Here is a 13,392-nt window from a genome sequence, read left to right as displayed (position 1 = left end):
GACGAGGGATACGTCGGTAGGGCGGGGATGCGGGTGCGGCTGGTCCTCCATGAGAGCCTCCTCGGGGCGCGCGTCGCGGTGACCGTTGTCCGCCAACTCCTGTGTAGGCGGGGGTACTTCCACTTGCGGCGCGGGTGAGTGGGTCGATCCTGAAGGTAGGGAAAGGTTTTCCTACGGCGCAAGGATTTCTCCTGAGTGCCACTCGCGTGGGTGACGTGCGTGTCGGTGGGTGGACCCATGGAGGACGAGGTCGGCAAACTGCCCGCAGAAGCGAGGAGGAGCGCATGCCACCGAGGAGCAGCCCCAGTGAGCGCCAGCGGCGACTGGGGGCAGAGCTGCGCAAACTGCGGGATCGGGCGGGGCTGTCGGGTGATCAGGCGGCGGTGATTCTCGATGCCGATCGGGCTCGCATCAGCAATATCGAGGCGGGGCGGATCGACGTCTCACGCAACCGGCTCTACAAGTTGCTACGGGAGTACGGGTGCCCGGACGGCCCGTACTTCGACGGGTTGATGGCGATGGCGCAGGAACGGGGGACCGGGTGGTGGGACGAGTTCCGCGGCCAGATCGGGCCACGGGCACGCGATCTGGCGGAGCTGGAGTCGCGTTGCTCCGCCATTCGCATCCACGAGCCGTTGTTCATCCCCGGGATGTTCCAGACCGAGGACTATGCGCGCGCGGTGGTCACCGTGGCGGAACAGGATCAGGAACGTGTGGGCGGATACGTCCAGTTCCGTCTGGCGCGGCAGCGGATCCTGAGCGGCGCGAAGGCCACTCCGTACCATGCGATCGTTCACGAGGCCGCGCTGCGGGTGCACACGGGCGGCACCGGTGTCATGCGCAAGCAGCTCTTGCGGTTGATCGAGATGGCCCGACTGCCCAATGTGACCTTGCAGATCTTCCCGTTCGAGCGCGGAGCCTACGCGGCGTTCAGTCGTCCGTTCGTGCTTTTCGGGGGCGGTACGCAAGAGCTGGACTCCGTCTACCTGGAGCACCCTCTGAAGTCGGTCTTCCTGGGGGATGGAGAGGCCAATGACCAGTACGGCAAGATGTTCGAGCGACTCTCCGAGCTGGCCCTCGCGCCGGTCGACCCGGAGGCTGCGCCTGAGTCCCACGAGCAACGGGACTCGCTGAGTCTGATCCAGCACATCATGTACGAGCTGTAGGTAGGGAGTCAGATGTTCCAGCTCACCTGGCAGAAGTCCTCGTTCAGTACTGGCGGCGAGGGCGAGTGCGTCGAGTTGGCCGCCGGGCCCGCCGGTGACGTCTACTTCCGCGAGAGTGATCGGCCCACCCAGGTCGCCACTACGAGCGCCGCCGCCCTGCGTGTACTCCTGCTGGGCATCAAGACGGGTGGTCTCGCACCCCGTGCGTAAACTCCGCCCCTGGAGTGAGCCCGATGCCCCCTCCATCCTCGCCGCCTTCTCCGCCCCGGAAATGGCAAGGCAGGCCGACGAGCCGGTGAACTCCCTTGGTGTAGCGTCCCGTTGGATCGCCCGCCGCGAGGAAGAGCGCGCAGCCGGAACCGCGTACGCCTTCGCCGTGGTCGACGCCGACGACACCCCGCTGGGCAATGTCTCCGTAGGCGCGGTGAACGACACCCACTCCACCGGCTGGGTGTCGTACTGGACGGCGCCATCGGCGAGGGGGCGCGGCGTTGCGACGTGGGGCTGCGCCGCTCTGGCGAGCTGGGCTTTCAATGAACTTGGGCTGTTCCGCCTGGAGTTGGGGCACCGCTTGAACAATCCCGCGTCCTGCCGGGTGGCCCACGGCGCCGGCTTCGCGGCGGAAGGTGTGCAGCGCCAGAAGCTCGCGTACGACGGCATCCGCTACGACGTCGAACTGCACGCCCGGCTGGTGTCGGACCGAGGAGGGGCACGGGCGCCTTAGCTCCCGGTGTTCCCCGGCTTTCCGTAGCGGCGGAACTCGGAGGTCTTCACCGTCCAGGGGCCGAACGGCACCGCGTCTCCGAAGATGTACGGCTCCTTGTTCCCGTAGCGGCCCGCGCACGGCTCTGAGTGCACTTCGATTGTGCCCGTCCGTGGGTCGACGATCAGGTAGTGGTCGATGCCCATGGCGGGGTATTCGGTCAGCTTCTCGCCGTAGTCGTTGTTCGGGTTGGACGAGGAGACGATCTCGATGACGGCCAGTACCTCTGCGGCGTCGACGGCGAGTCCCTCTTCGTCGAGCACGGCCTCGGGGATCACCAGGGCATCCGGACGGCGCATGCGGCCGATCGAGGGATGCTCGATCTCGGGGCCGTTCTCGCAGACGTAGCCGGGGTGAGTGGCAGGGAGCTGCTTGTTCAGCTGATTGCGGATGCGACGGACGGTGCCCTCGTGACGCTTCGAGGGGCACATCATGGCGAGTATCGGTCCTGATGGTCCGATCTCGACGTTCCAGGTTCCCTCGAGCTGCTCGGCGTACGCTCCGAGCTCCTCGGCGATCGCGCGCATCTTCGCGTAGTCCATGCTCCGAGGGTAGCGAGAGTGCTGCCTGCCTCCCTGTCCGTCCGGCCCTCCCCGCAGTGGCATCCGAGGGTTCCGCAGTCCTACTAGCCCCGGAAAGCCGCCTCAAAGATGCGGTACGTCACTGTTTGGGGTGTATTTGGGCCTAAGTATCTCAATAGCTATCTCAATGGGACTCAGGCCTGAACAGGGAGGCACTCCATGCGTGGAGCCACGCACGCCAAGTGGGCCGCATGTGCGGTGACCGTCGCTCTCGCGGCCACTGCCTGCGGCGGAGGCGGCGACAGCGGCGGTGGCGGTGGCGACGGCTCCGGGATCGTGGGGTCCTCGTGGGGTGATCCGCAGAATCCGCTGGAGCCCGCCAATACCAACGAGGTGCAGGGCGGCAAGGTCCTGGACATGATCTTCCGGGGCCTGGTGCGGTACGACCCGAAGACCGGCGAGGCCAAGAACATGGTCGCCGAGAAGATCGACACCTCGGACTCGCAGAACTTCACCGTGAAGCTCAAGAGCGGATGGAAGTTCAGCAATGGTGAGGCCGTCACCGCGAAGTCCTTTGTCGATGCCTGGAACTACGGCGCGAATCTGAAGAACAACCAGAAGAACTCCTACTTCTTCGGATACATCGAGGGCTACGACAAGGTCCACCCGGAGAAGGGTGACGCCACGGCCGACACGCTCTCCGGGCTGAAGGTCGTCGACGACACCTCCTTCACCGTCAAGCTCACGCAGAAGTTCTCCACCTGGCCCGAGACCCTCGGATATCCGGCGTTCGCGCCGCTTCCGAAGGCGTTCTACGACGACCATGACGCCTGGCTCTCCAAGCCGGTCGGCAATGGTCCCTACACCGTGGACTCGTACGCCAAGGGCTCGAAGATGTCCCTGCGGAAGTGGGACGGCTACAGCGGCGAGGACAAGGCGCAGAACGGCGGGGTCGATCTCAAGGTCTACACCGACAACAACACCGCCTATACGGACCTGATGGCGGGCAACCTCGACCTCGTCGACGATGTTCCGGCGTCTCAGCTCAAGAATGCCAAGAGCGACCTGGGCGACCGGTACATCAACACCCCGGCCGGGATCATCCAGACGCTGGCCTTCCCCTTCTACGACGAGGCGTGGTCGAAGCCGGAGGCGGCGAAGGTCCGGCAGGGGCTTTCCATGGCGATCAACCGGGAGCAGATCACCGACACCATTTTCCAGAAGACGCGTACGCCCGCCACCGACTGGACATCGCCCGTCCTCGGCGAGGACGGCGGCTACAAGTCCGGGCTCTGCGGCGACCCCTGCAAGTACGACGCCGACGAGGCGAAGAAGCTGATCAGCGAGGGCGGCGGCATCCCCGGCGGCACGCTGAAGATCACGTACAACGCGGACACCGGCTCGCACAAGGAATGGGTCGACGCGGTCTGCAACTCCATCAACAAGGCTCTCGACAATGACAAGTCCTGTGTCGGGAATCCCGTCGGGACGTTCGCCGACTTCCGTAGTCAGGCATCGCAGCAGAAGCTGGACGGCGCCTGGCGTGCGGGGTGGCAGATGGACTACCCGCTGATCCAGAACTTCCTGCAGCCGCTGTACTACACGGACGCCCCGTCCAACGACGGAAAGTACTCGAGCGAGGAATTCGACAAGCTCGTCGACCAGGCCAACGCCGAGACCGACACCGCGAAGGCCGTCTCCACGTTCCAGGACGCCGAGAAGGTCCTGGCCAAGGACATGGCCGTCATTCCGCTCTGGTACCAGAACGGCAGCGCCGGCTACTCGGACAGGGTCTCCGACGTCGCGCTGAACCAGTTCAGCGTCCCGGTCTACAACGAGATCAAGGTCAGCTGAGGCATCGGTAGCGGCCGTCCGGCGAAGCGAAGCGAAAGCGAATCTGCGCTGCCGGACGGTCGCTTCCACTACTTCCGGAGCCCCTCATGGGACGTTATGTGATCCGGCGTCTGCTGCAGATGATCCCGGTCTTCTTCGGCGCCACGCTGCTGATCTTCCTGATGGTGAACGTGATGGGCGACCCCATCGCGGGCCTGTGCGGAGACCGCAAGTGCGACCCCGCGACAGCCGCCCAACTGGAGAAGGAATTCGGCCTCGATAAGCCCGTGTGGCAGCAGTACGTGACGTACATGGGCAATGTCTTCACCGGCGACTTCGGCACCGCCTTCAACGGGCAGAAGGTCACCGAGCTGATGTCGACCGCCTTCCCGCTCACCATCCGCCTGACGATCGTCGCCATTCTCTTCGAGATCATCATCGGGATCACGCTGGGTGTCGTCACCGGGCTGCGGCGCGGGCGTCCCATCGACACGGGCGTGCTGCTCCTCACGCTCGTCGTCATCGCGATCCCCACCTTCGTCACCGGTCTGCTGCTCCAACTGCTGCTCGGTGTCGAGTGGGGGATCATCAAACCCTCCGTCTCGTCGGAGGCGCCCTTCAACGAGCTGATCGTGCCGGGATTCGTCCTCGCCTCGGTGTCCCTGGCGTACGTCACCCGCCTCACCCGGACGAGCATCGCCGAGAACCGCCGCGCCGACTATGTCCGGACCGCCATCGCCAAGGGGCTGCCCAGGCGCCGCGTCATCACCCGGCACCTGCTGCGCAATTCACTCATCCCGGTGGTCACCTTCATCGGCACCGACATCGGCGCGCTGATGGGCGGGGCCATCGTCACCGAGCGGATCTTCAACATCCACGGTGTCGGATTCCAGCTCTACCAGGGGATTCTGCGGCAGAGCACGCAGACCGTCGTCGGGTTCGTGACCGTACTCGTCCTTGTCTTCCTGGTGGCCAACCTGGTCGTCGACCTCCTGTACGCCGTACTCGACCCGAGGATCCGTTATGCCTGAATCCAAGGAGCCAGACGGAGCCATCGCCCCGACCGGTGCCGGGGGCGCGATGGACCTCGCGGCGACCGAGGGCTCGACGCTCGAGAAGACGCCCGGCGGGCCGGAAGGCACGGGCCCATCGGCCCCCGCCCGCAGTCTGTGGTCCGACGCCTGGCGCGAGCTGCGGCGCAACCCGGTCTTCATCATCTCGGGCCTCATCATCATCTTCCTCGTCTTCATCTCGCTCTGGCCGTCCCTGATCGCCTCCGGAAACCCGCTCGACTGCGATCTCGCCAACGCCCAGAAGAGCTCCACGTCCGGGCACCCCTTCGGCTTCGACGGGCAGGGCTGCGACGTCTATACGCGGACCGTGTACGGGGCCCGTTCCTCGGTCACCGTCGGCGTCTGCGCCACGCTCGGCGTCGCGATCCTCGGCAGCGTCCTCGGCGGGCTCGCCGGGTTCTTCGGCGGGGGCTGGGACGCGATCCTCTCCCGGATCACCGACGTCTTCTTCGCCATCCCCGTCGTGCTCGGCGGTCTGGTGCTCCTGTCGGTGGTCACCAGCAACACCGTCTGGCCGGTGATCGGCTTCATGGTGCTGCTCGGCTGGCCGCAGCTCTCCCGCATCGCCCGCGGCTCGGTGATCACCGCCAAGCAGAACGACTACGTCCAGGCGGCGCGCGCCCTCGGCGCCTCCAACTCACGCATGCTGCTGCGGCACATCGCGCCGAACGCGGTCGCCCCGGTGATCGTCGTCGCGACCATCGCGCTCGGTACGTACATCGCGCTCGAGGCGACCCTCTCGTACCTGGGTGTCGGTCTGAAGCCGCCGAACGTCAGCTGGGGCATCGACATCTCGGCCGCCTCCCAGTACATCCGCAACGCCCCGCACATGCTGCTCTGGCCCGCGGGAGCCCTGGCGATCACCGTGCTCGCGTTCATCATGCTCGGCGACGCGGTGCGCGACGCCCTCGACCCCAAGCTGAGGTAGCCGCCCATGTCACCCACATCGCCCACGCTGCTCGAAGTGCGCGATCTGCACGTGGAGTTCAGGACCAGGGACGGCGTCGCGAAGGCCGTCAACGGCGTCGACTACAGCGTCAGGGAGGGCGAGACGCTCGCCGTGCTCGGCGAGTCGGGATCCGGCAAGTCGGTGACCGCCCAGGCCATCATGGGCATCCTCGACATCCCGCCCGGAAAGATCACCGGCGGCGAGATCATCTTCCAGGGCAAGGACCTCCTCAAGCTCAAGGCGGAGGAGCGGCGCAAGACGCGCGGCGCCGGAATGGCGATGATCTTCCAGGACGCCCTGTCGTCGCTCAACCCGGTCCTCAGCGTCGGCCAGCAGCTCGGCGAGATGTACATCGTCCATCAGGGGATGTCGAAGAAGGACGCGAAGGCCAAGGCCATCGAGCTGATGGACCGCGTCCGCATCCCCGCCGCGAAGGAACGGGTCGGGCAGTATCCGCACCAGTTCAGCGGCGGCATGCGCCAACGCATCATGATCGCCATGGCGTTGGCCCTCGAGCCCTCGCTCATCATCGCCGACGAGCCGACGACCGCCCTCGACGTGACCGTCCAGGCCCAGGTGATGGACCTCCTCGCCGAGCTCCAGCGCGAGCTGCACATGGGCCTGATCCTCATCACCCACGACCTGGGCGTCGTGGCGGACGTCGCCGACAACATCGCCGTCATGTACGCGGGCCGCATCGTCGAGAAGGCCCCGGTCCACGAGATCTACAAGGCGCCGGCCCACCCGTACACGCGCGGTCTGCTCGAGTCGATCCCCCGCCTCGACCAGAAGGGCCGGGAGCTCTACGCGATCAAGGGCCTGCCGCCGAACCTCATGAACATCCCGCCCGGCTGCGCCTTCAACCCCCGCTGCCCGATGGCCCAGGACATCTGCAGGACCGATGTGCCACCGCTCTTCGAAGTGACGTACGAGGGCCTGACCGCCGACCGCCGGAGCGCCTGCTACTTCTGGAAGGAGACGCTCGATGCCGACGCCGATGCCGCACGGTGAGCACGTCAGCGAGAAGCAGCCGGAGGGTGAGCCGATCCTCCAGGTGCGGGGCCTGGTCAAGCACTACCCGCTCACCCAGGGCATCGTCATCCGCAAGCAGGTGGGCTCGGTCAAGGCCGTCGACGGCGTCGACTTCGACCTCGCGCAGGGCGAGACGCTCGGCATCGTCGGGGAGTCGGGCTGCGGCAAGTCGACGGTCGCGAAGATGCTGGTGAACCTGGAACGGCCGACCGCCGGGGAGATCCGCTACAAGGGCGAGGACGTCAGCAAGCTGTCCGGGCGCGCGCTGAAGGCGGTGCGCCGCAACATCCAGATGGTCTTCCAGGACCCCTACACGTCGCTGAACCCGCGTATGACGGTCGGCGACATCATCGGGGAGCCGTACGAGATCCATCCCGAGGTCGCGCCGAAGGGGTCGCGGCGGGGGAAGGTCCAGGATCTCCTCGACGTCGTCGGGCTCAACCCGGAGTACATCAACCGCTATCCGCACCAGTTCTCCGGCGGGCAGCGGCAACGCATCGGGATCGCGCGGGGGTTGGCGCTGCGGCCCGAGATCATCGTGGCCGACGAGCCGGTCTCCGCCCTTGACGTCTCGGTGCAGGCGCAGGTGGTGAACCTCCTGGACCAGCTGCAGAACGAGTTCAATCTGTCGTACGTGTTCATCGCGCACGACCTGTCGATCGTGCGGCACATCTCCGACCGGGTGGGGGTGATGTACCTCGGGCGGATCGTGGAGATCGGCTCCGACGAGGAAATCTACGAGCACCCGACGCACCCGTACACGCAGGCGCTGCTCTCGGCGGTGCCGGTGCCGGATCCCGCCGCGCGGGAGCACCGGGAGCGGATCATTCTCCACGGTGACGTCCCGTCGCCGGCGAACATCCCGTCGGGCTGCCGCTTCCGCACACGCTGCTGGAAGGCGCAGGAGCGGTGCGCCCTGGAGGTCCCGGCGCTGGCCGTTCCGGCGGAGTTCCGCGATGTCGAGGGACCGGCGGCACATGACTCGGCGTGCCATTTCGCGGAGGAGAAGCAGGTGGTGCCGTAGGGCGGTAGGGCGGCTTGTGGCTTAACACGTGGGCAATCGCACCGTCGCGTACGCGATATACGTGCGCGGCAAGGTGAAGGACGTACGGCCGTGCGGGTGCCGTAGACCGGCCGGGGTATGCCATGTCGCCCCGGCCGGTCGCCGTTTGCCGGGGGCTAGGGCAGGGCCAACGCTCGCTTCAGGAAGTCGACTTGGAGCAAGAGCAGATTCTCCGCCACCTGTTCCTGGGGGGTCATGTGTGTCACCCCGGAGAGGGGGAGCACCTCGTGGGGGCGGCCCGCCGCGAGCAGGGCGGAGGAGAGGCGCAGGGCGTGTGCCACCACCACGTTGTCGTCCGCGAGGCCGTGCACGATCATCAGCGGGCGGTGCGGGTTCTCCGGAGCCACCAAACCCTCCTCGGTGACGAGGGAGTTGAGGGCGTACGCGTCCGGATCCGCCCCGGGGTCGCCCAGGTACCGCTCCGTGTAGTGCGTGTCGTAGAGGCGCCAGTCCGTCACCGGCGCTCCCGCCACCCCCGCGTGGAAGACGTCGGGGCGGCGAAGGACCGCGAGCCCCGCGAGGTAACCGCCGTAGGACCAGCCCCTGATGGCGACGCGGTCCAGGTCCAGGGGGTAGGAGGAGGCCAGGCCCTGGAGCGCGTCCACCTGGTCGTCCAGGGTGAGCGTGAAGTCCTTCCTGATCGCCTTCTCCCAGGCGGGGGAGCGCCCTGGAGTGCCCCGGCCGTCCGCGACGATCACGGCGAAGCCCTGGTCGGCGAACCACTGCGACGTCAGGTACGGATTGTGCGCCGCGACCACCCGCTGGCCGTGCGGGCCGCCGTACGGATCGAGGAGGACCGGCAGCGGCCCCGAGCCCTCCTGGTAATCCGCGGGGAGCAGGACGGCGCACGGGATCTTGCGTGCGCCCCCCTCGGTGAGGGTCACGCGCGGCGTGAGCCCCGGGCGCTGGGCGTATGAGGCGACGGTCGCCACCTGCTTGCCGTCGCGCAGTACCTGGGCCCGAGTGCCCGGCTGGTCCAGGGTGGCCGACACGAGGACCGTGAGGCCCCCCGAGCGCACCGCCGAGTGGACCCCGGCCTCCTGCGAGACGCGCTCGACGCCGAGTTCGTTGACGCGGTAGACGTGCACCTCGCCGGTCTCGGGGGATGCGGCCGCGCTGCCCGCCGACGCCGAGATCAGTACGTCGTCGTCCGCCACGTCCAGGACCGCGCGGACGTGCAACTGCGGCCCTGTCAGCGGGCGTTCACCCACCGCGAGGACCCGCGCGCCGCCCTCGTCGACGATCCGCACCAGCCTGCCGCTGGGGGACCAGGACGGGGCGCCGGGGAAGAGTTCGAGCCATGCCGTCTCGTCGGCATCCTCTTCCGCGTGCACCATCCGCGTCGAGCCGTCGTCCGGGTTCACCGCCAGGTAGAGCTGGCTGAGCTGGTCCCTGGACTGCACGAGGAGCAGCGGGGCGCCCGCCGACGACCAGTGCACCCGCGCGAGGTACGGGTAGCGGGCGCGGTCCCACGTCACCTCCGTGCGCGCGCCGTCCAGCGTCACGACGAAGAGGCGTACGTCCGCGTTCGCCGTGCCCGCCGCCGGGTAGGCGACCTTCGTCGGCTCGCTCTCCGGGTGCGCGGGGTCGGCGATCCACCAGCGCCGCACGGGGGCGTCGTCGGCGCGCGCGACCAGCAGCCGGTCCGATCCCGGCGACCACCAGAAGCCCCGCGAGCGGCTCATCTCCTCGGCCGCGATGAACTCCGCGAGGCCGTACGTGACGGTGCCCTCGCCCTCGGGCTCCGCCAGCGCCCGGTCGCCCTCACCGTCGGCGCCCGTCACGCGCAGGGCGCCCCCGGCGACGTACGCGACATGACGGCCGTCGGGGGAGGGGCGCGGGTCGATCACCGGGGCCGGGGTGCGCAGTTCGCGTGCCGTGCCCGCGCGCAGTTCCGCCGCGAAGAGCCGGCCGGAGAGCGCGAAGGCGGCGAGCTCCACCGCCGCGTCCGTCGCATAGCCCACGATGCCCGCGCCGCCCTCGCGGCTGCGCTCGCGCCGGGCTCGCTCCTCGGCGGAGAGCCGCTCGACGGCGCCGTTCAACAGCGCTTGAGGATCGGCCGCGACGCGCTCGACGACGCCGTCCGCCAGGTCCAGGACCCAGAGTTGATTCGCCCGGTCGGTGCCGGACGAAGAGCGCAGGAAGGCGACACGGGACCCGTCCGGCGCCACCGTGAACGCGCGGGGCGCACCGAGCGTGAAGCGCTGCGTGCGGGCATGCTGGCGCGGGAAGGAGAGCCGCTGTGCGGGACTCTCGGCGGGCCCGGTGGATCCATGGGTCTCGATGGTCATCCTCCGAGCCTATGGGGCATGCGCCCCCTTGTGCTGCCGTGCTCCGAGTCATGCGGACCCACGGATAGTTATGATCCGTAGCGCTTAGTGGGTATGAACCTGCTGGCGTCCGCACTGGTGCAGGGTCTTGGACTTGGAGGTGAGCCGCCGTGGCACTCTCGATTTCGGCGGTGGTGCTGCTGGCGATCATCGTCTTCTTGCTGGTCAAGAAGTCAGGACTGAAGGCGGGGCACGCTGTCGTCTGTACGCTGCTCGGCTTCTATCTGGCGAGCTCGTCCGTCGCCCCGACCATCAACGAGCTGACGACGAACGTGGCGGGGATGATCGGCGACATCAAGTTCTGACCTGCCGTCGGGGTGCTCGTAGGGTGGTCCCATGACGGAACTGCCCGCCCGGCGTCTGCTGCTCGTGCACGCGCACCCCGACGACGAGTCGATCAACAATGGCGCGACCATGGCCAAGTACGCGGCCGAAGGCGCCCATGTCACGTTGGTGACCTGCACGCTCGGCGAGGAGGGCGAGGTCATCCCGCCCGACCTCGCCCACCTGGCGCCCGACCGCGAGGACGCGCTCGGCGCGCAGCGCATCGGGGAGCTGGCCGCCGCGATGAAGGAAGTGGGGGTCACCGACCACCGCTTCCTCGGCGGCACCGGGCGCTACCGCGACTCCGGGATGATGGGCGTCGAGCAGAACCACCGTCCCGGCGCCTTCTGGTCCGCCGATCTCGACGCCGCCGCCGCGCACCTCGTCGAGGTGATCCGCGAGGTGCGGCCGCAGGTGCTCGTGACGTACGACCCGGACGGGGGGTACGGCCACCCCGACCACATCCAGGCCCACCGCGTCGCGATGCGCGCAGCGGACCTCGCGGCCGAGGCCGCCTTCCGCGCGGATCTCGGCGAACCGCACACCATCGGCAAGATCTACTGGAACCGCGCGCCCCGCTCGGTCGTCGAAGAGCGGTTCCGGTGGATGACGGGCGCCCTGCGGCACTCGCCGTTCACGACCGCCGCCGTGGTCGCCGACGTGCCGGGTGTGACGGACGACGAGCGGATCACGACGGAGATCGACGGGACCGCGTTCCGGCAGAAGAAAGCTGCGGCGATGAGCGCGCACGCCACCCAGATCGAGGTGCGGGGGCCGCTGTTCGTCCTCTCGAACGGGCTCGCGCAGCCGGTCTTCGACGTGGAGTACTACGAGTTGGTGCGAGGAGAGGCCGGTGCGGTGGACGGTGAGCGCGAGAACGATCTGTTCGCGGGGCTCGAAGGCACGGGGCACGAAGGGGTGACGGCGCTGTGAGTACCCGTTCGCGCGCTTCCTCCGCCGGTGCCCCGAAAAGTTCCGGACCGGCCTCCGCCGCGGCCGTCGCCCCGCCGGGCGGCGGCCTCGCCCAGTCGGCCGACGCCGGGCGGATCGCCGCCTATGTCCTGTTCTTCGCGCTCGGCGCGGTGATCGGCGCCGCCGGTGCGCTCGTCCAAGGGGGCTGGTTCCCGGGCGGGTTGCTGCTGGCGCTCCTCGGAGCCGCGGGGCTGTTCTACGGAGGGTCGCGCGTGACCGGCACCAGAGCCGGGGCGGTGGCGCCCGCGGCGGGCTGGCTCGTCGCCGTCATGCTGCTCACGGCCACCCGCCCCGAAGGCGACTTCCTCTTCGGCGCGGGAGTCGGCTCGTACGTCTTCCTGCTCGGCGGAATGGCGGTCGCTGTGATGTGCGCCACCCTGGGTCAGCGGCCGCAACCAGGCGGGCCCGCCGCCCGACTTGGCAAGTGACGTACCACTTCAGCCCGTGCCCTGTACGGGATTGACGGCGGTCACAGGATGACTGCCGACGGCGGCCAGTATGGTGGTGCGCGCCGCCGAGCCGCCCGCGTTAGGACGAGACGGGCGGCGGAGCCAACCGGGAGAACCTGCCTTGAGTCGTGAAACTGACAGTTCGTCCTCCGGGCCCCAGGGGCGCGGTGGAGCCGCATACCCCTCGGGGACGCCGCCGTACGGCTCCCCCGCCTCGGACGGCGCCGTGGACGGCGCGCAGCGGCAGGCCGCCGACGAGCGGCCCGACGAGCCCAAGACCGAGACCACGCTGACCACGCGCATCCGGATCAACATCCCCGGCTCGCGCCCCATCCCGCCGGTCGTCATGCGTACGCCCGTCGGTGACGGCGACGCGGCCCCCGGGCGCCCCGAGGACGCGGGCAGTGCGAGGGACGGCTCCGCCGCCGGGAACGGCGCGGGTGCCTCCGCCTCTGCTTCCGGGCCCGCTCCGGGCGGTTCCGCCGGAAGCCCGTCCGCCAGGGGCTCCGCGCCCGCCGCGGGTGCTTCCGCCGCCGCGCAGCCGGAGGAGAAGACGAGCGACTGGTTCGCGCCGCGCAAGAGCGGCGGCGCGAGCGGCTCGGGCGCCGGTTCCGCCGGCAGCGGCTCCGGAGGCAACAACGGCTCCGCGCCCGCCGGTTCGGGCGGCAACGGCTCCGGTACGGGAGCCTTCGACGTGTCCGGCGCGGTGGCGTCGGGCCCCCTCGGCACGGGTGCGCCGCAGAACGGCGACCGGCAGCGCGGGGACCTGCCGTACTTCAACGGCGGCCCCGCGGGTGACGGCGGGCGCGGGCCCGCAGGACCGACGAGCGGCCCGGTGACCGGCGACGGTCCGCTGACGCCGCCCGCACGCCCTGCCGCACCGTCGAGTCCGCAGCGTCCGTCGAACCCCGCCGCCC

General features: G+C 68.9%; 13 protein-coding genes and 1 pseudogene. 12 read left to right on the top strand and 2 right to left on the bottom strand.

Annotated features, from left to right (window positions below; translation table 11 throughout):
* The first annotated feature begins 284 nt into the window (after window positions 1-284).
* Genes E2651_RS33180 through E2651_RS33170 form a run of 3 tightly spaced genes read left to right on the top strand, consistent with a single transcriptional unit; the run spans window position 285 to window position 1,890 of the window.
* Window positions 285-1,166, top strand: coding sequence for a helix-turn-helix transcriptional regulator (locus E2651_RS33180; RefSeq protein WP_135334959.1), 882 nt, complete (start codon window positions 285-287; stop codon window positions 1,164-1,166).
* 12 nt (window positions 1,167-1,178) lie between these two features.
* Window positions 1,179-1,376 carry a DUF397 domain-containing protein gene (locus E2651_RS33175; protein WP_135334958.1) on the top strand — a complete coding sequence of 66 codons (198 nt, stop codon included), beginning with the start codon at window positions 1,179-1,181 and terminating at the stop codon, window positions 1,374-1,376.
* Window positions 1,369-1,890 carry a GNAT family N-acetyltransferase gene (locus E2651_RS33170; RefSeq protein ID WP_280922818.1) on the top strand — a complete coding sequence of 174 codons (522 nt, stop codon included), beginning with the start codon at window positions 1,369-1,371 and terminating at the stop codon, window positions 1,888-1,890. The genes E2651_RS33175 and E2651_RS33170 overlap by 8 nt, the downstream gene beginning before the upstream one ends.
* On the opposite strand, the gene E2651_RS33165 is transcribed toward E2651_RS33170, so the two are convergent.
* Window positions 1,887-2,471: a Uma2 family endonuclease gene (locus E2651_RS33165; protein WP_135334956.1), complete on the bottom strand. Its 585-nt coding sequence runs from the start codon at window positions 2,469-2,471 to the stop codon at window positions 1,887-1,889. The two genes, E2651_RS33170 and E2651_RS33165, sit on opposite strands and share 4 nt — an antisense overlap.
* Before the next feature lie 198 nt (window positions 2,472-2,669).
* Between E2651_RS33165 and E2651_RS33160 the strand changes: the two genes are divergently transcribed.
* The 5 genes from E2651_RS33160 to E2651_RS33140 all read left to right on the top strand — a co-directional run bounded on the left by E2651_RS33160 (window position 2,670) and on the right by E2651_RS33140 (window position 8,361).
* Entirely contained in the window at window positions 2,670-4,304 is a 1,635-nt protein-coding gene (locus E2651_RS33160) for an ABC transporter substrate-binding protein (RefSeq protein WP_135334955.1), read from the top strand.
* An 86-nt stretch (window positions 4,305-4,390) separates the two neighbouring features.
* A complete protein-coding gene (locus E2651_RS33155) occupies window positions 4,391-5,314 on the top strand; it encodes an ABC transporter permease (protein ID WP_135334954.1) in 924 nt (307 codons plus the stop codon).
* Window positions 5,307-6,284 carry an ABC transporter permease gene (locus E2651_RS33150; RefSeq protein ID WP_135334953.1) on the top strand — a complete coding sequence of 326 codons (978 nt, stop codon included), beginning with the start codon at window positions 5,307-5,309 and terminating at the stop codon, window positions 6,282-6,284. The genes E2651_RS33155 and E2651_RS33150 overlap by 8 nt, the downstream gene beginning before the upstream one ends.
* A gap of 6 nt (window positions 6,285-6,290) precedes the next feature.
* Complete coding sequence (locus E2651_RS33145) at window positions 6,291-7,316, top strand: ABC transporter ATP-binding protein (RefSeq protein WP_135334952.1); 1,026 nt, start codon at window positions 6,291-6,293, stop codon at window positions 7,314-7,316.
* Complete coding sequence (locus tag E2651_RS33140) at window positions 7,291-8,361, top strand: dipeptide ABC transporter ATP-binding protein (RefSeq protein ID WP_245239380.1); 1,071 nt, start codon at window positions 7,291-7,293, stop codon at window positions 8,359-8,361. Before E2651_RS33145 ends, E2651_RS33140 begins: the two co-directional genes overlap by 26 nt.
* 155 nt (window positions 8,362-8,516) lie before the next feature.
* Here the strand turns inward: E2651_RS33140 and E2651_RS33135 are convergent, their stop codons facing one another.
* On the bottom strand, window positions 8,517-10,691 hold the full coding sequence (locus E2651_RS33135) for a prolyl oligopeptidase family serine peptidase (protein ID WP_135334951.1): 2,175 nt from the start codon (window positions 10,689-10,691) through the stop codon (window positions 8,517-8,519).
* Between the two features lie 149 nt (window positions 10,692-10,840).
* On the opposite strand from E2651_RS33135, the gene E2651_RS33130 reads away from it, so the two are divergent.
* The 4 genes and pseudogenes from E2651_RS33130 to E2651_RS44295 form a co-directional block, all read left to right on the top strand.
* Window positions 10,841-11,035, top strand: a complete 195-nt coding sequence (locus tag E2651_RS33130; protein ID WP_055569071.1) for a hypothetical protein — start codon at window positions 10,841-10,843, stop codon at window positions 11,033-11,035.
* A gap of 31 nt (window positions 11,036-11,066) precedes the next feature.
* Window positions 11,067-11,987, top strand: coding sequence for an N-acetyl-1-D-myo-inositol-2-amino-2-deoxy-alpha-D-glucopyranoside deacetylase (gene mshB / locus E2651_RS33125; RefSeq protein ID WP_135334950.1), 921 nt, complete (start codon window positions 11,067-11,069; stop codon window positions 11,985-11,987).
* Window positions 11,988-12,100: 113 nt separating this feature from the next.
* Window positions 12,101-12,454, top strand: coding sequence for a DUF6113 family protein (locus E2651_RS33120; RefSeq protein ID WP_135334960.1), 354 nt, complete (start codon window positions 12,101-12,103; stop codon window positions 12,452-12,454).
* Between the two features lie 142 nt (window positions 12,455-12,596).
* A pseudogene (locus tag E2651_RS44295) lies at window positions 12,597-13,392 on the top strand (hypothetical protein); the annotation flags it as partial.

The organism is Streptomyces sp. MZ04, assembly GCF_004684775.1.
Taxonomy (GTDB): Bacteria; Actinomycetota; Actinomycetes; order Streptomycetales; family Streptomycetaceae; genus Streptomyces.
Note: the sequence above shows the minus strand (reverse complement) of the source record. Positions and strands in the feature narration are given on the sequence as shown.

Coding starts and splice junctions, on each gene's coding strand:
- E2651_RS33180 (WP_135334959.1), top strand. CDS start 285: ATGCCACCGAGGAGCAGCCCCAGTGAGCGCCAGCGGCGACTGGGGGCA.
- E2651_RS33175 (WP_135334958.1), top strand. CDS start 1,179: ATGTTCCAGCTCACCTGGCAGAAGTCCTCGTTCAGTACTGGCGGCGAG.
- E2651_RS33165 (WP_135334956.1), bottom strand. CDS start 2,471: ATGGACTACGCGAAGATGCGCGCGATCGCCGAGGAGCTCGGAGCGTAC.
- E2651_RS33160 (WP_135334955.1), top strand. CDS start 2,670: ATGCGTGGAGCCACGCACGCCAAGTGGGCCGCATGTGCGGTGACCGTC.
- E2651_RS33155 (WP_135334954.1), top strand. CDS start 4,391: ATGGGACGTTATGTGATCCGGCGTCTGCTGCAGATGATCCCGGTCTTC.
- E2651_RS33150 (WP_135334953.1), top strand. CDS start 5,307: ATGCCTGAATCCAAGGAGCCAGACGGAGCCATCGCCCCGACCGGTGCC.
- E2651_RS33145 (WP_135334952.1), top strand. CDS start 6,291: ATGTCACCCACATCGCCCACGCTGCTCGAAGTGCGCGATCTGCACGTG.
- E2651_RS33140 (WP_245239380.1), top strand. CDS start 7,291: ATGCCGACGCCGATGCCGCACGGTGAGCACGTCAGCGAGAAGCAGCCG.
- E2651_RS33135 (WP_135334951.1), bottom strand. CDS start 10,691: ATGACCATCGAGACCCATGGATCCACCGGGCCCGCCGAGAGTCCCGCA.
- mshB (WP_135334950.1), top strand. CDS start 11,067: ATGACGGAACTGCCCGCCCGGCGTCTGCTGCTCGTGCACGCGCACCCC.